Source organism: Pseudomonas sp., assembly GCF_036387035.1.
Classification (GTDB): domain Bacteria; phylum Pseudomonadota; class Gammaproteobacteria; order Pseudomonadales; family Pseudomonadaceae; genus Aquipseudomonas.
Window position 1 is genome coordinate 29919 of sequence record NZ_DASVUM010000198.1, and the last position, 18449, is coordinate 48367.

General features: G+C 60.2%; 18 protein-coding genes. 14 read left to right on the forward strand and 4 right to left on the reverse strand.

Features of this window, described 5'->3' with window-relative positions:
- Nucleotides 1-2 precede the first annotated feature (2 nt).
- The 3 genes from eno to ispD all read left to right on the forward strand — a co-directional run bounded on the left by eno (nt 3) and on the right by ispD (nt 2449).
- A complete protein-coding gene (gene eno, locus VF672_RS18920) occupies nt 3-1289 on the forward strand; it encodes a phosphopyruvate hydratase (protein ID WP_133772751.1) in 1287 nt (428 codons plus the stop codon).
- 160 nt (nt 1290-1449) lie between these two features.
- Nucleotides 1450-1728, forward strand: a complete 279-nt coding sequence (ftsB, locus tag VF672_RS18925; protein ID WP_037014212.1) for a cell division protein FtsB — start codon at nt 1450-1452, stop codon at nt 1726-1728.
- A 10-nt stretch (nt 1729-1738) separates the two neighbouring features.
- A complete protein-coding gene (ispD, locus tag VF672_RS18930) occupies nt 1739-2449 on the forward strand; it encodes a 2-C-methyl-D-erythritol 4-phosphate cytidylyltransferase (protein WP_331106077.1) in 711 nt (236 codons plus the stop codon).
- 5 nt (nt 2450-2454) lie between these two features.
- On the opposite strand, the gene VF672_RS18935 is transcribed toward ispD, so the two are convergent.
- Complete coding sequence (locus VF672_RS18935) at nt 2455-3351, reverse strand: LysR substrate-binding domain-containing protein (RefSeq protein ID WP_331106078.1); 897 nt, start codon at nt 3349-3351, stop codon at nt 2455-2457.
- 103 nt (nt 3352-3454) lie between these two features.
- Here VF672_RS18935 and VF672_RS18940 point away from each other — a divergent pair, with 103 nt between their 5' ends.
- The 8 genes from VF672_RS18940 to rpoS all read left to right on the forward strand — a co-directional run bounded on the left by VF672_RS18940 (nt 3455) and on the right by rpoS (nt 10734).
- The gene (locus VF672_RS18940) at nt 3455-4567 is read left to right on the forward strand and encodes an S-(hydroxymethyl)glutathione dehydrogenase/class III alcohol dehydrogenase (RefSeq protein WP_331106079.1); all 1113 of its coding nucleotides are present in this window, start codon (nt 3455-3457) and stop codon (nt 4565-4567) included.
- A gap of 95 nt (nt 4568-4662) precedes the next feature.
- Nucleotides 4663-5508, forward strand: a complete 846-nt coding sequence (gene fghA / locus VF672_RS18945) for an S-formylglutathione hydrolase (RefSeq protein ID WP_331106080.1) — start codon at nt 4663-4665, stop codon at nt 5506-5508.
- A 105-nt stretch (nt 5509-5613) separates the two neighbouring features.
- Nucleotides 5614-6087 carry a 2-C-methyl-D-erythritol 2,4-cyclodiphosphate synthase gene (gene ispF, locus VF672_RS18950; protein WP_331106081.1) on the forward strand — a complete coding sequence of 158 codons (474 nt, stop codon included), beginning with the start codon at nt 5614-5616 and terminating at the stop codon, nt 6085-6087.
- Nucleotides 6084-7142 (forward strand): tRNA pseudouridine(13) synthase TruD, encoded by a 1059-nt coding sequence (truD, locus tag VF672_RS18955; RefSeq protein WP_331106082.1) that lies wholly within the window; start codon nt 6084-6086, stop codon nt 7140-7142. Before ispF ends, truD begins: the two co-directional genes overlap by 4 nt.
- A complete protein-coding gene (gene surE, locus VF672_RS18960) occupies nt 7130-7879 on the forward strand; it encodes a 5'/3'-nucleotidase SurE (protein WP_331106083.1) in 750 nt (249 codons plus the stop codon). Before truD ends, surE begins: the two co-directional genes overlap by 13 nt.
- A 41-nt stretch (nt 7880-7920) precedes the next feature.
- Complete coding sequence (locus VF672_RS18965) at nt 7921-8556, forward strand: protein-L-isoaspartate(D-aspartate) O-methyltransferase (RefSeq protein WP_331106108.1); 636 nt, start codon at nt 7921-7923, stop codon at nt 8554-8556.
- A 176-nt stretch (nt 8557-8732) separates the two neighbouring features.
- Nucleotides 8733-9626, forward strand: a complete 894-nt coding sequence (locus tag VF672_RS18970; RefSeq protein WP_331106084.1) for a peptidoglycan DD-metalloendopeptidase family protein — start codon at nt 8733-8735, stop codon at nt 9624-9626.
- Between the two features lie 103 nt (nt 9627-9729).
- Nucleotides 9730-10734 (forward strand): RNA polymerase sigma factor RpoS, encoded by a 1005-nt coding sequence (rpoS, locus tag VF672_RS18975; RefSeq protein ID WP_331106085.1) that lies wholly within the window; start codon nt 9730-9732, stop codon nt 10732-10734.
- Nucleotides 10735-11300: 566 nt separating this feature from the next.
- Here the strand turns inward: rpoS and fdxA are convergent.
- On the reverse strand, nt 11301-11624 hold the full coding sequence (gene fdxA / locus VF672_RS18980) for a ferredoxin FdxA (protein WP_037014184.1): 324 nt from the start codon (nt 11622-11624) through the stop codon (nt 11301-11303).
- Between the two features lie 239 nt (nt 11625-11863).
- Nucleotides 11864-14431 carry a DNA mismatch repair protein MutS gene (gene mutS, locus VF672_RS18985; protein ID WP_331106109.1) on the reverse strand — a complete coding sequence of 856 codons (2568 nt, stop codon included), beginning with the start codon at nt 14429-14431 and terminating at the stop codon, nt 11864-11866.
- A gap of 494 nt (nt 14432-14925) precedes the next feature.
- Between mutS and VF672_RS18990 the strand changes: the two genes are divergently transcribed.
- The 3 genes from VF672_RS18990 to recX all read left to right on the forward strand — a co-directional run bounded on the left by VF672_RS18990 (nt 14926) and on the right by recX (nt 17052).
- A complete protein-coding gene (locus VF672_RS18990; protein WP_331106086.1) occupies nt 14926-15426 on the forward strand; it encodes a CinA family protein in 501 nt (166 codons plus the stop codon).
- 85 nt (nt 15427-15511) lie between these two features.
- On the forward strand, nt 15512-16576 hold the full coding sequence (recA, locus tag VF672_RS18995; RefSeq protein ID WP_331106087.1) for a recombinase RecA: 1065 nt from the start codon (nt 15512-15514) through the stop codon (nt 16574-16576).
- Nucleotides 16577-16584: 8 nt separating this feature from the next.
- Complete coding sequence (gene recX / locus VF672_RS19000; protein ID WP_331106088.1) at nt 16585-17052, forward strand: recombination regulator RecX; 468 nt, start codon at nt 16585-16587, stop codon at nt 17050-17052.
- A 48-nt stretch (nt 17053-17100) separates the two neighbouring features.
- On the opposite strand, the gene VF672_RS19005 is transcribed toward recX, so the two are convergent.
- Nucleotides 17101-18216, reverse strand: a complete 1116-nt coding sequence (locus VF672_RS19005; protein WP_331106089.1) for an LOG family protein — start codon at nt 18214-18216, stop codon at nt 17101-17103.
- Between the last annotated feature and the right edge of the window lie 233 nt (nt 18217-18449).

The following is an 18449-nucleotide window of genomic DNA, read 5'->3' on the forward strand; positions in this document are numbered from 1 at the left end:
CAATGGCAAAAATCGTCGACATCAAAGGTCGTGAAGTTCTCGACTCCCGTGGCAATCCCACCGTGGAAGCAGACGTGCTCCTCGACAACGGCATCATCGGCAGCGCCTGCGCGCCGTCCGGTGCTTCCACCGGCTCGCGTGAAGCGCTCGAGCTGCGTGATGGCGACAAGAGCCGTTACCTGGGCAAGGGCGTTCTGAAAGCCGTGGCCAACATCAATGGCCCAATCCGCGACCTGTTGCTGGGCAAGGACCCGGTTGACCAAAAAGCCCTGGATCACGCGATGATTCAGCTGGACGGCACCGAGAACAAAGCCAGCCTGGGCGCCAACGCGATCCTCGCTGTGTCTCTGGCGGCGGCCAAGGCGGCTGCTCAGGATCAGGACCTGCCGTTGTACGCGCACATCGCCAACCTGAACGGTACGCCGGGTGTTTACTCGATGCCGGTCCCGATGATGAACATCATCAACGGCGGCGAGCACGCTGATAACAACATCGACATTCAGGAATTCATGATTCAGCCGGTTGGCGCCAAGACCTTCTCCGAAGGCCTGCGCTGGGGCACCGAAATTTTCCACCACCTCAAAGCGGTGCTGAAAGCTCGCGGCCTGAACACCGCCGTCGGCGACGAAGGCGGTTTCGCGCCTAACCTGAACTCCAACGCTGACGCGCTTGACGCCATTGCCGAGGCCGTTGCCAACGCTGGCTACAAGCTGGGCACCGACGTGACCCTGGCCCTGGACTGCGCGGCGAGCGAGTTCTACAAGAACGGCAAGTACGTGCTGAGCGAAGAAGGCGAATACGATTCTGCCGGTTTCGCCGACTACCTGGCTGATCTGGTCAGCAAGCACCCGATCATCTCCATCGAAGACGGTCTGGACGAGTCGGACTGGGATGGCTGGAAAGTCCTCACCGACAAAATCGGCGACAAGATTCAACTGGTGGGCGACGACCTGTTCGTGACCAACACCAAGATCCTGAAAGAAGGCATCGACAAGAAGATCGGTAACTCGATCCTGATCAAGTTCAACCAGATCGGCACGCTGACCGAGACGCTTGAAGCCATCCAGATGGCCAAGGCCGCCGGTTACACCGCCGTCATCTCGCACCGTTCCGGTGAAACCGAAGATTCCACCATTGCCGACCTGGCAGTGGGCACCGCGGCCGGCCAGATCAAGACCGGTTCGTTGAGCCGTTCCGACCGTATCGCCAAGTACAACCAGCTGCTGCGTATCGAAGAGCAACTGGGCGCCAAAGCGGTGTACCGTGGTCGCGGCGAGTTTCGCGGCTGATTGCAAAGATGGTAAAAAGGCAGCAGGCGCTATACAAGAAAGTCGCTGAAAGGTGATCTCTCTTGTCGTCCTGATCCATAAGCCCGGTGACCACCGGGCTTATGGGCATTTGAAATGGTCGGTTTTGCTGTCTTTATTCGCCGGGTAACAGATATTCACAATGCGCAGTCCTAACTGGTTGTTCCTCGTTCTGCTTTTGATGCTCGCTGGCTTGCAGTATCGCCTATGGGTAGGTAATGGCAGTCTCGCGCAGGTGGCCAGTCTGACTCAGCAAATCGCCGATCAACACGCCGAAAACGATGCATTGCTGGAGCGCAACCGAGTCCTAGACGCGGAAGTGCTGGAGCTGAAAAAAGGCCTGGAAACCGTTGAAGAGCGTGCCCGCCACGAGTTGGGCATGGTCAAGGACGGCGAAACCCTTTATCAGTTGGCACAGTGACGTTGGCGTAATGACTCAATCCCTTCCTGTCTTCTGGGCAGTGATCCCCGCAGCGGGCGTTGGCGCGCGCATGGCGGCGGACCGTCCCAAGCAATACCTGCAACTGGGCGGCCTCACTATTCTTGAACACAGCCTGCTCTGCTTTCTTGATCATCCTCGGCTAAAAGGCCTGGTGGTCAGTCTGGCTGTGGATGACCCTTATTGGCCGACGTTGCCCTGCGCGCTGGACTCCCGTATCCAGCAGGTCGCGGGCGGCAAGGAGCGCGCAGACTCTGTGCTGAATGCGCTGCTGCACTTGCACGCCAACGGGGCTGATGACAATGACTGGGTGCTGGTGCACGACGCCGCGCGCCCGAATCTGGCGCGTTCAGACCTCGACACCTTGCTGAGCGAACTGGCGGACGACCCGGTCGGCGGCTTGCTGGCGGTGCCGGCCAAGGACACCCTCAAGCGCGCCGACGCCAATGGCCGGGTGACCGAAACCGTCGATCGCAGCCTTATCTGGCAGGCCTACACCCCGCAGATGTTTCGTCTGGGTGCCTTGCACCGTGCGCTGGCGGACAGTCTGGTCTCGAATGTGTCGATCACCGACGAGGCCTCGGCCATTGAGTGGGCCGGGCAGTCGCCGCGTCTGGTCGAAGGGCGCGCAGACAACATCAAAGTCACTCGACCGGAAGATCTAGAGTGGTTGCGTCAGCGCCGCGTGGAATTCAATGGCTGATCGGCCTACAGGCTGTATTCCTCGCGCGACGCCAATCCTGCTTTCAGATAATCCACCAGCTTGCGCACCTTGGGCGACAGATGCCGTTGCTGCGGGTACAGCGCCCAGACGGCGGTGTTCGGCGGCTGATGGGCATCCAGCAACGACACCAGCGCACCGCGCTTGAGATGTTCCAGCACGTAATAATCCGGTAGCTGGCACAGACCTGCCCCGCGCAATGCAGCGTCCAGCACCGCCTGCCCACTGTTGCAGCGCCAATTGCCTTGCACCCGCTGGGAAAATTCCCGCCCGTTTTGTTGCAGCAGCCAGCTGTCAGAACTGCCAACCAGGCAGTTGTGTCGCGCCAGTTCCGACACACTGTGCGGTCGGCCATAGCGTTCGAGATAGGCCGGGGACGCGCACAAGTACATCTTGCGCGGCGCCAGTCGGGCGGCAACCAGTCGGGATTCCTGTAAGCGGCCGAGCCGGATCGCCAGATCCATGCCTTCATGCACCAGGTCCAGCGTGTTATTGGTCAGCTCGATGTCGACACGCAGTTGCGGATACTCTTCCATGAAGCGCGTCACCAGCGGAGCAATGAAACGCTCGCCGTAGGCAACGGCGCAGGTCATGCGCAGCAGGCCCTTTGGCTCCCGGGTCAGGTCGGTCACCGCCCGCAACGCTTCCTCGCGTCCGTCCTGCAAGCGCTGACAGTGATGAAGGAATGTCTGACCGGCTTCGGTCAGCGCGACTTTCCGGGTGCTCCGATAGAGCAGGCGCGTCTGCAAGCGCTCTTCCAGCCGTGCAATCTGCCGGCTCACGTGCGAAGACGAAACACCCAGTCGTTCAGCCGCCGCAGTGAATTGCCCGCACTCGGCGACCGCGACGAACTCGTCCAGTCCTTCCCAACGGTTGACCTGCATCGATTGTCCCTGTGCGGCATTAATGTTTTGCTTTTGCGCGGATTATTAATCAGTCAGCACTGCTTTACACTCCTGACTCGTTTTTATTTAGCTGGAGATCATGATGATCAAGTCACGTGCTGCCGTTGCTTTTGCCCCCAATGAACCACTGCAGATTGTCGAAGTGGACGTTGAGGCGCCAAAAGCCGGCGAAGTGTTGATTCGTACCGTCGCATCCGGCGTGTGCCATACCGATGCCTACACCCTGTCCGGCGCCGACTCCGAAGGCGTTTTCCCGTGCATCCTCGGTCACGAAGGCGGCGGAGTCGTTGAAGCCATCGGCGAAGGCGTGACCTCCCTGGCCGTGGGCGACCACGTCATTCCGCTGTACACCGCCGAATGCCGCGAGTGCAAATTCTGCAAATCCGGCAAGACCAACCTCTGCCAGAAAGTCCGCGCGACCCAGGGCAAAGGCCTGATGCCCGACGGCACCACCCGCTTCAGCTACAACGGTCAGCCGATTCATCACTACATGGGCTGCTCGACGTTCTCCGAATACACCGTGGTCCCGGAAATTTCTTTGGCAAAAATCCCCAAGGAAGCGCCGCTGGAAAAGGTTTGCCTGCTGGGTTGCGGTGTGACCACCGGCATCGGCGCGGTGCTGAACACCGCCAAGGTCGAGGAGGGCGCAACCGTGGCCGTCTTTGGTCTGGGCGGTATTGGCCTGGCGGCGATCATTGGCGCAAAGATGGCCAAGGCGTCGCGCATCATCGCGGTCGACATCAACCCGTCCAAATTCGACGTGGCGCGGGAATTGGGAGCCACTGACTTCGTCAACCCGAAGGACCACGACAAGCCGATTCAGGAAGTGATCGTCGAAATGACCGACGGCGGCGTGGATTACAGCTTCGAGTGCGTAGGCAATGTGAACCTGATGCGTGCTGCGCTGGAGTCGTGCCACAAGGGCTGGGGTGAATCGGTCATCATCGGTGTTGCCGGCGCGGGGCAGGAAATCTCCACACGTCCGTTCCAGTTGGTCACCGGCCGCGTCTGGCGCGGTTCGGCCTTTGGCGGCGTTAAAGGCCGCACCGAGCTGCCTAGCTACGTCGAGAAAGCGCAAACCGGCGAAATCCCCCTGGACACCTTCATCACCCACACCATGGGCCTGGACCGTATCAACGAAGCCTTTGACCTCATGCACGAAGGCAAAAGCATCCGTACGGTCATTCATTTCTGAAGAGCAGCGGCAAGCTTCAAGCCCATAAGCGACAAGAGGGACATGTCACGTCCTCTTTCGGCTCGAGGCTTGTAGCTTGCCGCTCGGAGAACCCCATGAGCCTGGAAAACATCTCATGCCAGAAAAGCCTCGGCGGCTGGCATAAGCGTTACAAACATCACTCCGACGTGCTCGGTTGCGACATGGTCTTTGCGGTGTACCTGCCGCCACAGGCGGAGCAGGGCGGCAAGCTGCCGGTGGTCTATTGGCTGTCCGGACTGACCTGCACCGATGAGAACTTCATGCAAAAGGCTGGCGCGTTGCGCGTGGCGGCGGAGCTGGGGCTGATCATTGTGGCGCCGGACACCAGCCCGCGTGGTGCCGATGTGCCGGACGATCCGGACAACGCCTACGACTTCGGCCTGGGCGCCGGCTTCTATCTGAATGCCACCGAACAACCGTGGGCGCGGCATTACCGCATGTACGACTACGTGATCAGCGAGCTGCCCGCGCTGATCGAGGCGCATTTTCCGGCCTCGGAAAAACGCAGCATCAGCGGCCATTCCATGGGCGGTCACGGTGCGCTGGTCGGCGCGCTGCGCAACCCGGGCCGCTACCAATCGGTATCAGCCTTTTCGCCCATCTGCAATCCGATGGATTGCCCGTGGGGGCAGAAAGCCTTTTCCCGTTACCTGGGTGAAGACCGTTCACGCTGGCGTGAATGGGACGCCAGCGTGTTGATCGCCGAGGCAACGGAGCGCTTGCCGCTGTTGGTAGACCAGGGTGACCGCGACGACTTTCTCGGCAATCAGCTCAAGCCGCAAGCCTTGGTTCAGGCGGCGAAAGCGGCCGGTCATCCGCTGGAGTTGCGCATGCAGCCAGGGTACGACCACAGTTATTACTTCATCGCCAGCTTCATCGAAGACCACTTGCGCCATCACGCTCGAGCCTTGGCCGACTGAGGCCATGGCCTTCGATGGCGGCATCACGTGCAATTGAGTGCGGGCCGGCCCTAATGTCGGCCAAAGTAGGTAGAATCACGCCCTGACTTTTTCAGGGCGTTTTTTATGCGTATTGGCCACGGCTACGATGTGCACCGTTTCGCTGAAGGCGATTTCATTACCTTGGGCGGCGTGCGGATTGCGCACACCTCGGGTTTGCTCGCGCATTCCGACGGTGATGTCGTGCTGCACGCGCTCAGCGATGCTCTCCTGGGGGCTGCTGCGCTGGGCGACATCGGCAAGCATTTCCCGGACACCGACCCGCAATTCAAGGGCGCCGACAGCCGGGTGCTGCTTCGTCATGTACTCAAACAGGTGCAGGGCAAGGGCTGGAAAGTCGGTAACGTCGACGCCACCATCGTTGCGCAGGCGCCGAAGATGGCGCCGCACATCGAGCGCATGCGCGCCCTGATTGCCGAAGACCTGCAGGTCGACATCGACCAGATCAACGTCAAAGCCACTACCACTGAAAAGCTGGGCTTCACCGGTCGTGAAGAAGGCATCGCCGTGCACGCCGTTGCGTTGTTGATCAGCGCATGACCGAACTCGAACTGCTGGGCCCCAGGGCTTACGGCGAAGCGCTGGGTACTGCGGTGCTGAAAGCCACCGCGGAAGACTTTCAGGTCGATGAAGTCCTCGATATACCGCTTTCAGGGGATGGCGAGCACCTGTGGTTGTGGGTCGAGAAACGCGGTCTGAACACCGAGGAAGCGGCGAGGCGCCTGGCCAAGGCGGCGGGGGTGCCGTTGCGGACCGTCGCCTACGCCGGTTTGAAGGATCGTCAGGCGTTGACCCGTCAGTGGTTCAGCATCCAGCTGCCGGGCAAGGCCGATCCAGACATGTCGGTGGCGGAAAACGACGCCCTGAAGATCCTCGACAGCAAGCGCCATAAACGCAAGCTGCAACGCGGCGCCCATGCGGCCAATGGTTTTACCCTGCGCCTGACCCGCCTGCAGACCGACAAGCCGAAGCTCGACGAACGTCTTGGGCTCATCAGGCAGCACGGCATCCCTAATTATTTTGGCGCCCAGCGCTTCGGCCATGAGGGCGGAAACCTGGGTGAAGCCCGGCATTATGCCGAGCGTCAGGCCTTGCCCGAGCAGCGCAATGTGCGCTCACGGTTGCTTTCCACGGCGCGCAGTTACCTGTTCAATCAAGTGTTGGCTGCCCGGGTCGCCGACGGTAGCTGGCAACGGGCGCAGGTGGGCGATCTGCTGGCGTTTACCGACAGCCGCAGCTTTTTCCCGGCAGGCGAAGCCGAGTGCAGCGACCCGCGACTGGCCATCCTTGATCTGCACCCGACCGGACCTCAGTGGGGTGAGGGCGATTCGCCTGCCGCCGGCCCGACCGCCGAGCTTGAAAACAGCATCGCCGCGCGCGAGGCTTCGCTCTGTAACTGGTTGATAAAAGCGGGAATGGAGCACGAACGGCGCATCCTGCGACTGCCCATCGGGCGGTTGACGTGGCATTATCCCGGGCCTGACATTCTGCAACTGGAATTCGTCTTGCCGGCCGGATGCTTCGCCACCGCATTGGTGCGTGAACTCGTCGATCTCGCGCCGGCAGGGCAGACGGACAGCTCATGCGTATTCTGATTTCAAACGATGACGGGGTCACGGCTCCCGGGCTTGCTGCGCTCCATGGCGCGCTGGCGGGTTACGCCGAGTGCGTGGTGATTGCGCCCGATCAAGACAAAAGCGGCGCGAGCAGTTCGCTGACGCTGGACCGGCCGTTGCACCCGCACACACTGGAGAACGGCTTCATCAGCCTCAACGGTACGCCCACCGATTGCGTTCACCTCGGACTCAACGGTCTGCTGCCCGAAGAACCGGACATGGTCGTTTCAGGTATCAACCTGGGCGCCAATCTGGGCGACGATGTGCTGTATTCAGGCACCGTTGCCGCTGCGCTGGAAGGCCGTTTTTTGCAGCGCCCGTCATTTGCCTTTTCATTTTTGTCACGTCAGGTCGATAACCTGGCAACCGCCGCGCATTTTGCCCGGCTTCTGGTCGAAGCCCATGAGCGCCTCGACCTTCCACCGCGTACCGTATTGAATGTGAATATCCCCAACCTGCCGCTGGCACACGTGCGCGGCATCCAGCTGACCCGGCTCGGCCATCGCACCCGTGCGGCGGCGCCTGTGCGCGTGGTTGATCCGCGCGGAAAGGCCGGTTACTGGATCGCTGCGGCCGGCGATGCCGAAGACGGCGGGCCGGGCACCGATTTCCACGCTGTGATGCAGGGTTATGTGTCGATCACCCCGTTGCAGCTGGATCGTACCTATCAGGACGGTTTCAACAGCCTGAACGCATGGCTGGAGGGAATGGCCTGATGTCGCGTGAGCAAGATGATCTGTTACGTCGTGGCGTGGGGATGACTTCCCAGCGAACCCGCGAGCGTCTGATTCAACGGTTGTGCGAAGAAGGCATTGCCAATACCCAGGTGCTGGACGTCATTCGCAAGACCCCCCGCCACCTGTTCGTCGACGAAGCTCTGGCGCACCGCGCGTACGAAGACACCGCGCTGCCGATCGGCAATAACCAGACGATCTCCCAGCCCTACATGGTGGCGCGGATGAGCGAGCTGCTGCTGGCGGCAGGCCCGCTGGACAAGGTGCTGGAAATCGGCACCGGCTCGGGCTACCAGACCGCAGTTTTGGCGCAACTGGTGGAGCGGGTGTTCTCCGTCGAGCGCATCAAGGTGCTGCAGGACCGCGCCAAGGAACGCCTCGTCGAGCTGAACCTGCGCAACATGGTGTTTCGTTGGGGCGATGGCTGGGAAGGCTGGCCGGCGCTTGCGCCTTATAACGGAATCATTGTGACCGCCGTCGCCACCGACGTCCCTCAGGCCTTGCTGGACCAACTGGCCCCTGGCGGCCGCTTGGTGATTCCGGTGGGGGCGGGCGAGGTGCAGCAACTGATGCTGATCATCCGCGAGGAAAACGGCTTCTCTCGGCACGTGCTGGGCGCTGTGCGTTTCGTCCCGCTGCTTAACGGACCGCTGGCGTAAGCGCTATTTTGCAGCGGCAATGAATTCCACAAGACGCAGCCGGTCTACAGGCTGGCGTTTTGCAACGACGCTTCGGCCATGTGCTGCAGCGCCGTCTCACACCATTTTTTCATGCTGTCTGGTCTTTCGTGACACAGGGCAGTTTCTTCTTCAGTCACCGGTAAAGGGAGTGGCGGGTGAGTCTCACGGTCATTCGGCAGCGTAGTTCTTCAACGAGTTTTCAGCGTCTGGTGATTGGAGTTGCCCTGAGTATCCTTCTGGTCGGCTGTTCCAGCACGCCATCGGGCGGGGTGCGCGTTGTCGACCGTAACGGCAAGCCGTCGGTGCCGACGCGTCAACCGGTCACCACCGGTCAGTACGTGGTCAAACGCGGCGACACGCTGTTTTCCATTGCATTCCGTTACGGCTGGGACTGGAAAGCGCTGGCTGCACGCAACAGTATTCCCGAGCCATTCACCATCCACGTCGGTCAGACGATCCGCTTTGACGGGCGTGCCAGCTCGCCGTCCACGGCGGTCGCTGCTGCCCCGGTCGGCGTTCCGCAGACCACGACCAGCAGTTCGTCGTCGCCTTCCGGGTCGCTGAAAACCACCGTGATTTCGAGGCCGGTCGGCGCCGTGGCTGCGACCACGCCACCGCCTTCGAGCAACTCCACCACCACGCCGGTGAACACCACGGTGGTCGCCGGCGCCCGCTCTCCGAGCGGCTGGACATGGCCGACAAGTGGCGTTTTGATCAGCAAGTTCTCTTCAAACGGTAGTTTGAATAAAGGAATTGATATCGCTGGTGATTTGGGACAGCCTGTTTTGGCTGCGTCTGATGGGGCAGTGGTATACGCCGGAAGTGGATTAAGGGGCTACGGCGAGTTGGTCATCATCAAACACAGCGATACCTACGTCAGTGCCTACGGACATAACCGCAGGCTCTTGGTTCGGGAGGGGCAACAGGTCAAGGCAGGGCAAAGTATTGCCGAGATGGGATCAACGGGAACTGACCGGGTGAAGCTGCATTTCGAGATTCGCCGCCAGGGTAAACCGGTAGATCCACTGGAATTCTTGCCACGTCGCTGATCGGTTGTCAGCCTGTTCCTGCGTAGAGGGGACAGGCTCAAGTGCTGCCACGGAAGAAGGCGCCACTGGAGCTTGAGGTCGAACTCACCAAAGGACTATAACAATGGCTCTCAGCAAAGAAGCGCCGGAGTTTGACATAGACGACGAGGTTCTCCTCATGGAGCCCGCAATCGTCCTGGATTCTGCATTGAATGAGAAGCCAGCTGCACCTTCCGTTCGTGCAAAGCCAAAGAACTCTGCGGCTCTCAAACAACACAAGTACATTGATTACACGCGGGCACTGGATGCCACGCAGCTGTACCTCAATGAAATCGGCTTTTCCCCCCTGCTCTCCCCGGAAGAAGAAGTCCACTTTGCGCGCCTGTCGCAAAGCGGCGATCCGGCTGGGCGCAAACGCATGATTGAGAGCAATCTGCGGCTGGTCGTGAAAATCGCCAGGCGTTACGTCAATCGTGGCCTGTCATTGCTGGACCTGATCGAGGAGGGCAATCTTGGCCTGATCCGAGCGGTCGAAAAATTCGATCCAGAGCGCGGATTCCGCTTCTCTACCTACGCCACCTGGTGGATTCGTCAGACCATCGAACGCGCGATCATGAACCAGACGCGGACGATCCGTCTGCCGATTCATGTCGTCAAAGAGCTCAACGTCTACCTGCGTGCCGCACGGGAGTTGACCCAGAAGCTGGACCACGAACCCTCTCCTGAGGAAATCGCCAACCTGCTGGAGAAGCCGGTCGGTGAGGTCAAGCGCATGCTTGGCCTTAACGAGCGCGTGTCGTCGGTGGATGTGTCGCTGGGCCCTGATTCAGACAAGACGCTGCTCGACACCCTCACAGACGATCGTCCCACCGACCCTTGCGAGCTGCTCCAGGACGATGATTTGTCCCAAAGCATCGATCAATGGCTTTCCGAGTTGACCGACAAGCAGCGAGAAGTCGTTGTCCGCCGATTCGGGCTGCGTGGGCATGAAAGCAGCACCCTTGAAGATGTCGGACTGGAAATCGGCCTGACCCGCGAACGTGTCAGGCAGATTCAGGTGGAAGGGTTAAAACGCCTTCGCGAGATTCTCGAGAAGAATGGCTTATCCAGCGAGTCGCTCTTTCAATAGCGCACCCCTGGCGCACGTCATATCAGGCAATACCAAAGCCCCGATGCGTCGGGGCTTTTTTATGTCGGCTGAACGGACGTTGATCGGCCTCGGATGACGGCGGCGTCTTTGGGCTGGTGTGCCAAGACACTTAGGTAAGTGATGCTTACTTGAGTTGTAAGCGGTTTCTTACATGTGCTGTGAGTTATCGTCTCGTCTTTGGCAGATCATGTCTCCTTCAGTTGAAAGCCAACACTTATGCCATTGATTTGATTAGGTATTTATAGCTTGCATCATTCAGCGGCGGAATTTTCTTGAAAACTCTCGGCGCTTGCCCTGACGGTTTAAATCACTAAGATCAGTCCTGTACCAACGGATTGGTACAGGCGGTCAAGGAAGACTGCTCAAGGACATCGCAGGACGCGATTCATCAGGACGATGAACAAGGATTGAAGGGATTATGGAAAATGTGGGCGGGTCATACCGCCCCTTTTTTCGTCTGCAGAAAAGTAAGCCTGCCGAAGGGTCATCATGCAAAAAGGCCCGAGGGGCCTTTTGCAACAGACGACGCTAAGTGATGCAGACGCTTAGCGTTCCAGATCAGCGATCTTGCCGGTCTTGCCATCCCACTCTGCCGCATCCGGGAGCGCGTCTTTGCGTTCCGTGATGTTGGGCCAGACGTCAGCAAGCTCGGCGTTCAGTTGAATGAAATTTTCCATTCCGGCCGGAATCTCGTCTTCCGAGAAGATCGCATTCGCAGGGCACTCAGGCTCGCACAGGGCGCAGTCGATGCACTCGTCCGGGTGAATCACCAGGAAGTTCGGGCCTTCGTAAAAGCAGTCCACCGGACAGACTTCTACGCAGTCGGTGTACTTGCACTTGATGCAGTTGTCGGTGACGACGAAGGTCATTTCTAATTCTCTCCTCAGGCGGCGGCAGCAAGGCCGTTCAGTTCGGCTTGCCAGGTACGGGACGTCCCCCGGCCGTAAAACTCAGCTTTTCGAGCAACGCGGCAGGCAAAGTGTCCTGCGCGGCGATGTCCGACCTTGGTTCGCTGCGTTCAAACGCGGCCAGGTGCGCTGTAAAGCCAGGCTAAAAGCTCACTGCGTCCCGAACCGCGCGGGATTCTAACAGCTTGTTACGAATCACGTTAGATGCGTGTCTTCATCGAATACAACAACTCAAGCGCCTGTCGCGGCGTCAGGTCATCGATCTTCAAGTTCGACAACTCGTCCAGGACGGGGTGCGGCAGACTTGCGAACAGATCGCTCTGCATCGGCAGGGGCGGTTTGCCGGGTTTGGCCTTGGGTTGCTCATGGGGCAGGCTGGTGGTCTCCAGGCGCAACAGATGCTCCTTCGCCCGCGTGATGACGCGGCCCGGGACGCCGGCCAGTTGCGCCACGGCCAGGCCATAGCTCTGACTTGCCGGGCCTGGCAGCACACGGTGCAGGAACACAATGCGCTCGTTGTGCTCGGTGGCATTGAGGTGCACGTTGGCCACCAGCGGCTCGCTTTCCGGCAACACTGTCAGCTCGAAATAATGGGTGGCGAACAGCGTGTACGCGCGAAGCTGGGCGAGGCACTCTGCCGCAGCCCAAGCCAGCGAAAGCCCGTCGAAGGTGCTGGTGCCACGTCCCACTTCGTCCATCAGCACCAGGCTTTTGTCGGTGGCGTTGTGCAGAATGTTCGCCGTCTCGCTCATCTCGACCATGAACGTGGAGCGTCCACCCGCCAGGTCATCGCTGGAACCGATACGCGTGAAAATACGATCGACCAGCGAAAGCTCGCAGCTCGCCGCCGGCACGAAGCTGCCGATATGCGCCAGCAGCACGATCAAAGCGGTCTGGCGCATGTAGGTGGATTTACCACCCATGTTAGGACCGGTGATCACCAGCATGCGTGTGCTGTCGTTCAGGTCCAGGTCGTTGGCCACGAAAGGCGACGACAACACCTGCTCCACCACCGGGTGACGACCTTGCTCGATGCGCATGCACGGCTCGTCGGTGAAGCGCGGCCGGTTGAGGTCCAGGTTCAGGGCGCGCTCGGCCAGATTGCTCAATACGTCCAGTTCCGCCAGCGCGGCAGCAGTGTCTTGCAGCGGAGCGAGGTGACTGATCAGGTCTTCCAGCAGCGTCTCGTAGAGCATTTTCTCCCTGGCCAGGGCCCGGCTCTTGGCCGACAAGGCTTTGTCTTCGAATTCCTTGAGCTCAGGTGTGATGAAGCGCTCGGCGCCCTTGAGCGTCTGACGACGAATGTAGTCCGCTGGCGCCTGTTCCGCTTGCTTGCTTGGCAGCTCGATGAAGTAACCGTGCACGCGGTTATAGCCGACCTTGAGATGGGACAGGCCGGTGCGTGCCTTCTCGCGTGTCTCCAGATCAATCAGGAACTGCCCGGCGTTTTCGCTCAGGGACAGCAACTCGTCGAGCTCGGCGTCGTAACCTGTTTTCAGTACGCCGCCGTCGCGAATTACCGCTGGCGGGTTATCGATGATCGCGCGTTGCAGCAGGTCGGCCAGCTCCGGGTAGGTGCTCGCGGTTTTCGCCAATTGCTGAATGTGTGGCGCCTCGAGCTCGGCCAGTGCCAGCTGCAATTCCGGCAGGGCGCCCAAGGCATCCCGCAGACGCGCCAGGTCTCGGGGACGGGCGTTGCGCAGGCCGATACGCGCGAGGATGCGCTCGATGTCGCCGATTTCTTTCAGCTGCGGCTGCAGGTTCTCGAAGCGGTAGCGTTCAAGGAAGCAGCCAATCGACTCCTGACGTGCCTGAAGGATCTTCAGATCGCGCAACGGACGGTTCAGCCAGCGGGTCAGCAGGCGCGTGGCCATGGCGGTTTGGCACCGATCCATCACCGACTGCAAGGTGTTGTCGCGGCCGCCCGCCAGGTTGGTGTCGAGTTCCAGGTTGCGGCGGCTGGCGCCGTCCAGAATAACCGTGTCGTCGAGGCGCTCATGGCGCAGGCTGCGCAAGTGAGGCAAGGCCGTGCGCTGGGTTTCCTTGGCGTAACCCAGCAGGCAGCCGGCCGCGCCGATCGCCAAGGTCAGGTTTTCGCAGCCGAAGCCTTTGAGGTCCTGAGTGGAGAACTGCTGGCACAGGCTCTTGTGCGCCGAATCTCGCTCGAAGTCCCACGGCGCGCGACGACGGGCACCGCGGCGTTTTTCCGCAGGCAAGCCCTGTGGCCAGTCATCGGGAATCAGCAGCTCCACCGGATTGATGCGTTCAAGCTCGGCCAGCAGGTTTTCCCATCCCTTGATTTCCAGCACCGTGAAGTTGCCGCTGGTGATGTCCAGAACGGCCAGCCCGAACAGGCGCTCGTCCCCCAGAACGGCGGCAATCAGATTGTCCCGACGCTCGTCCAGCAACGCTTCGTCGCTCACGGTGCCCGGCGTGATGATGCGCACCACCTGACGATCAACCGGCCCCTTGCTGGTGGCCGGATCGCCGATCTGTTCGCAGATGACCACCGACTCGCCCAGCTTCACCAGCTTGGCCAGATAGCCTTCCGCCGCATGGTAGGGAATGCCGCACATGGGGATGCTTTGCCCCGCTGACTGGCCCCGTGCGGTCAACGTGATGTCGAGCAGCTTGGCCGCCTTCTTGGCGTCTTCGTAGAAGATCTCGTAGAAGTCGCCCATGCGGTAGAACATCAGCTGGTCCGGATGCTGATTTTTCAGCCGCCAGTATTGCTGCATCATGGGGGTGTGCGAGGAGAGATCGGAAATTGCTTTATTCATCAGTTATTTAGGCAAATTCTGTAGGAGATTGAGGCAAGTTTCAGGCGACGACGGGGATTCCACCTACGTGGCTCGACGTCAGATCCGATTGCTTTTGCGATGGCGGCAAGGTTACCACGCACGCTCTCGGGCCGCAGGTCCGGCTGATTCGTCACTGCGGGTTTCCGAACCGACACGAGACGCCTGGAGCTGGCTAGGATGTCGAGGCACCGCCCGATTGGAGGCGGCCTCATCGACAAGGATTGCCCTATGCAACGCAAGCGAGGACGAGATTCAACCAACGGCCGCTTCATCCCCCTTGAGGAGGCCAGGCGACGTCCACGGGAAACCATCGTGGAAACCGTCAAGAAACCCTGCCCGGAAAAACCGGAGCACAAATAGAGCCGTGCAGGCGTGATCTGGATTCAGGTCGCTGCTGTGTTGCACATCAACCCTGCTGGTGTAGCGTATCTGCTTTACCTCGACCAATACGGAGAACCCCTGTGGACGACATCACTCACCTCGCCGCGAGCCTGGGTCAGCAACTGCTGGCCGCGGGCGAGCAGGTCAGCACCGCCGAATCCTGCACAGGCGGCGGTATCGCTGAAGCCATCACCCGGGTGCCCGGAAGCTCGGCCTGGTTCGAGGCGGGCTATGTCACCTATTCAAACCGGCAAAAGACCCGACAACTGGCGGTACCGGAAGCCCTGTTCACTCAGGTCGGCGCCGTCAGCCGCGAAGTGGTCGAAGCCATGGCCAGGGGCGCGCAGGCAAACAGCGGTGCGCAATTTTCGGTAGCGGTCAGCGGGGTGGCCGGGCCGGACGGCGGCTCGGTGGAGAAACCCGTTGGCACGGTCTGGGTGTGCTGGGGCGTGGGGGAACGATTGATCGCGGAGCGCTTTCTATTTGCAGGTGACCGCGACGCGGTCCGCCGACAAACGGTGAGCGCCGCGCTAGAGGGCCTCTTGCGGCTCTCTCGCGGAGAAATACCAAATCAGGGGTAGGCGCGCGTCGGACCCTGTGGAATAATACTGGCTACTTATACAGTTATAACGGCCGTCAAGGCCTAACCTATTACGAGAGGATTCAATGGACGACAACAAGAAGAAAGCCTTGGCTGCGGCCTTGGGTCAGATCGAGCGTCAGTTCGGCAAAGGTGCCGTAATGCGCATGGGTGACCATGACCGCCAGGCTATTCCTGCTATCTCCACCGGCTCTTTGGGTCTCGATATCGCGCTCGGTATCGGCGGCCTGCCAAAAGGCCGGATCGTTGAAATCTACGGCCCGGAATCTTCGGGTAAAACCACCCTGACCCTGTCGGTCATCGCAGAAGCCCAGAAAATGGGCGCCACCTGCGCGTTCGTCGACGCCGAGCACGCGCTCGATCCAGAGTACGCTGGCAAGCTGGGCGTCAACGTTGATGACCTGCTGGTCTCTCAGCCAGACACCGGTGAACAGGCCCTCGAAATCACCGACATGCTGGTGCGTTCGAATGCGATCGACGTCATCGTCGTCGACTCCGTGGCCGCTCTGGTGCCAAAAGCGGAAATCGAAGGCGAGATGGGCGACATGCACGTCGGCCTGCAAGCGCGACTGATGTCCCAGGCACTGCGCAAGATCACCGGTAACATCAAGACTGCCAACTGCCTCGTTATCTTCATCAACCAGATTCGTATGAAGATCGGCGTCATGTTCGGTAGCCCTGAAACCACCACCGGTGGTAACGCACTGAAGTTCTATGCGTCGGTTCGTCTCGACATCCGCCGTACCGGTGCGGTCAAGGAAGGCGACGAAGTCGTGGGCAGCGAAACCCGTGTCAAAGTCGTCAAGAACAAGGTGGCACCGCCGTTCCGTCAGGCTGAGTTCCAGATTCTTTACGGCAAGGGCATCTACCGCAACGGCGAGATCATCGACCTCGGCGTGCTGCACGGTCTGCTGGAGAAATCCGGTGCCTGGTACAGCTACCAAGGCAGCAAGATCGGTCAGGGTAAAGCCAACTCCGCGAAGTTTCTGGCGGACAACCCGGAAATCGGCACCACCCTCGAAAGGCAGATTCGCGAGAAACTGCTGACTGCAGCGCCTGACGTCAAAGCCCAATCGTCACGCGTAGCAGCAGACGATGTGGCTGAAGTCGAAGCTGACGCGGATCTCTGATCCCCGTCATGCCAGCTGTACTTGATACGCCCGTCGCTGTCAGGCGTACCGCAATGGACCTGCTCGCGCGTCGCGAGCACGGTCGAGTCGAGCTGACGCGCAAGTTGCGTCAGCGCGGCGCCCCTCCTGAATTAATCGACGCAGCGCTCGACCGTCTGACGGAAGAGGGCTTGCTGTCCGAAGCCCGATACCTCGAAAGTTTTGTTTCCTACCGTGCCCGTTCTGGCCACGGTCCTCTGCGTATCCGTGAAGAACTGGGGCAACGCGGCTTGCTGCGTCCAGACATCGAGCAGGCGCTGCGTGAGTGCGGCGTTGACTGGTGGGAAAAGCTGGAAGAGCTGTGGCAGCGTAAATTTGGCGGCCAGTTACCCAGGGACGCCCGTGAACGTGGGCAGCAGATGCGCTTTCTGAGTTATCGCGGGTACCCACCCGAGTTGATTGGTCGGTTGCTGAGCGGGAAGGGCAACGACGACTGACGCTTGATCGGCTTGAAGGCGTGCAAGCACGCCCTCAATCCTTCGCCATCACACCGATTTCACAGGCTCGGCCCCATGGGCCTGCTGAGTCTGCGCAGGCTTCGCCCAGTTCTCCTCCAGGTTTATGCAGTCCACCAGTTCGCGCAAGCGACCATGGTTGCGCCCGGTGAACGTGAAGGCCAGGCGCGTCAGATGGCTGAACTGGGCATCGTCGTGCTCGTCCTGATGGCCGTATTGCTGGAAGTCGCCGCTTAATCGCAGATCGGCGAACCTGTCCTGCAAGGCATTGAGTGCGTGTTCGCTCAGGGCATGGTGCATGCGAATGATGAAAGTGTTCTTCAGCCAGCGGCTGGAGTGGAAGTTGCTGTAGAACCGGTTGATCTCGGCAACCGCTTCATCGGCGCTGTACACGAGTTTCATCAGGTTCATGTCCGTGGGCAAAATGTACTTGTTCGCCTCCAGCTCGTTTCTGATGAAGCTGAGCGCGCCTTCCCAGAACGTCCCTCCCGGTGCATCCAGCAGCACAATGGGAACCAGCGGGCTTTTGCCGGTCTGGATCAGCGTCAGGACTTCCAGCGCTTCATCGAGGGTGCCAAACCCGCCCGGGCACAGCACCAGTGCGTCGGCCTCTTTGACGAAAAAAAGCTTGCGTGTGAAGAAGAAGTGGAAGGGCAGCAGGTTCGCTGTGCCATCCACTGTTGCATTGGCGTGTTGTTCGAATGGCAGGGTGATGTTGAAGCCCAGGCTGTGATCAAGCCCGGCGCCTTCGTGTGCCGCCGCCATGATCCCGCCACCGGCGCCGGTAATGACCATCAGGTCGGAGGCGGCCAGTTGCTTGCCCAGTTCACGGGCCAACGCATACACGGGGTGTTCCAGCGGGGTTCGGGCGGAGCCGAATACGGTGACCTTGCGGCGGCCTTTGAACCGTTCAAGCACGCGAAAGGCATTTTCCAGCTCACGCAACGCTTGCAGGGTGATTTTGGCATTCCAGCGATTGAGATCGTCCTGAGCCATGCGCAGGACGGTCAGGATCATGTCGCGGTAGAGCGCAAGGTTGGGACTGTCCGGGGCGACCGAGTTGAGGTGTTCTTCGACCTTGCGGGTGAGGTCGTTTCCGTTGCTCTGAAAGTGCAGAGACAACGCGTCATTGGGTACGTAAGGCATTCACGCTTTCTCCTTCTGCAGAATCGTTGACCATCGCCAGAGGGCGGGATCGCGACGCTTCATGCGTCGTAGGGCGCAGCCCGCCAGGTCGCGGTGAGGCGTAAGCTTGGGCGGCACCCGATTCTGGACTGATCATCGGTTGGAAAGAGAAAACATTGATGGCAAGGCGCGCGAGAGGCAACCCCTTTCTTGCCTGCAAATGTGATGAGGCGTAACGGCGATGACAAATGAGG

What these genes read in the sequence shown, in the direction of transcription:
- ispF (WP_331106081.1), top strand. Translation starts at nt 5,614, where the DNA reads ATGCGTATTGGCCACGGCTACGATGTGCACCGTTTCGCTGAAGGCGAT.
- surE (WP_331106083.1), top strand. Translation starts at nt 7,130, where the DNA reads ATGCGTATTCTGATTTCAAACGATGACGGGGTCACGGCTCCCGGGCTT.
- recA (WP_331106087.1), top strand. Translation starts at nt 15,512, where the DNA reads ATGGACGACAACAAGAAGAAAGCCTTGGCTGCGGCCTTGGGTCAGATC.
- recX (WP_331106088.1), top strand. Translation starts at nt 16,585, where the DNA reads ATGCCAGCTGTACTTGATACGCCCGTCGCTGTCAGGCGTACCGCAATG.
- eno (WP_133772751.1), top strand. Translation starts at nt 3, where the DNA reads ATGGCAAAAATCGTCGACATCAAAGGTCGTGAAGTTCTCGACTCCCGT.
- VF672_RS18935 (WP_331106078.1), bottom strand. Translation starts at nt 3,351, where the DNA reads ATGCAGGTCAACCGTTGGGAAGGACTGGACGAGTTCGTCGCGGTCGCC.
- rpoS (WP_331106085.1), top strand. Translation starts at nt 9,730, where the DNA reads ATGGCTCTCAGCAAAGAAGCGCCGGAGTTTGACATAGACGACGAGGTT.
- VF672_RS18965 (WP_331106108.1), top strand. Translation starts at nt 7,921, where the DNA reads ATGACTTCCCAGCGAACCCGCGAGCGTCTGATTCAACGGTTGTGCGAA.
- truD (WP_331106082.1), top strand. Translation starts at nt 6,084, where the DNA reads ATGACCGAACTCGAACTGCTGGGCCCCAGGGCTTACGGCGAAGCGCTG.
- VF672_RS19005 (WP_331106089.1), bottom strand. Translation starts at nt 18,216, where the DNA reads ATGCCTTACGTACCCAATGACGCGTTGTCTCTGCACTTTCAGAGCAAC.
- ispD (WP_331106077.1), top strand. Translation starts at nt 1,739, where the DNA reads ATGACTCAATCCCTTCCTGTCTTCTGGGCAGTGATCCCCGCAGCGGGC.
- fghA (WP_331106080.1), top strand. Translation starts at nt 4,663, where the DNA reads ATGAGCCTGGAAAACATCTCATGCCAGAAAAGCCTCGGCGGCTGGCAT.
- fdxA (WP_037014184.1), bottom strand. Translation starts at nt 11,624, where the DNA reads ATGACCTTCGTCGTCACCGACAACTGCATCAAGTGCAAGTACACCGAC.
- VF672_RS18940 (WP_331106079.1), top strand. Translation starts at nt 3,455, where the DNA reads ATGATCAAGTCACGTGCTGCCGTTGCTTTTGCCCCCAATGAACCACTG.
- ftsB (WP_037014212.1), top strand. Translation starts at nt 1,450, where the DNA reads ATGCGCAGTCCTAACTGGTTGTTCCTCGTTCTGCTTTTGATGCTCGCT.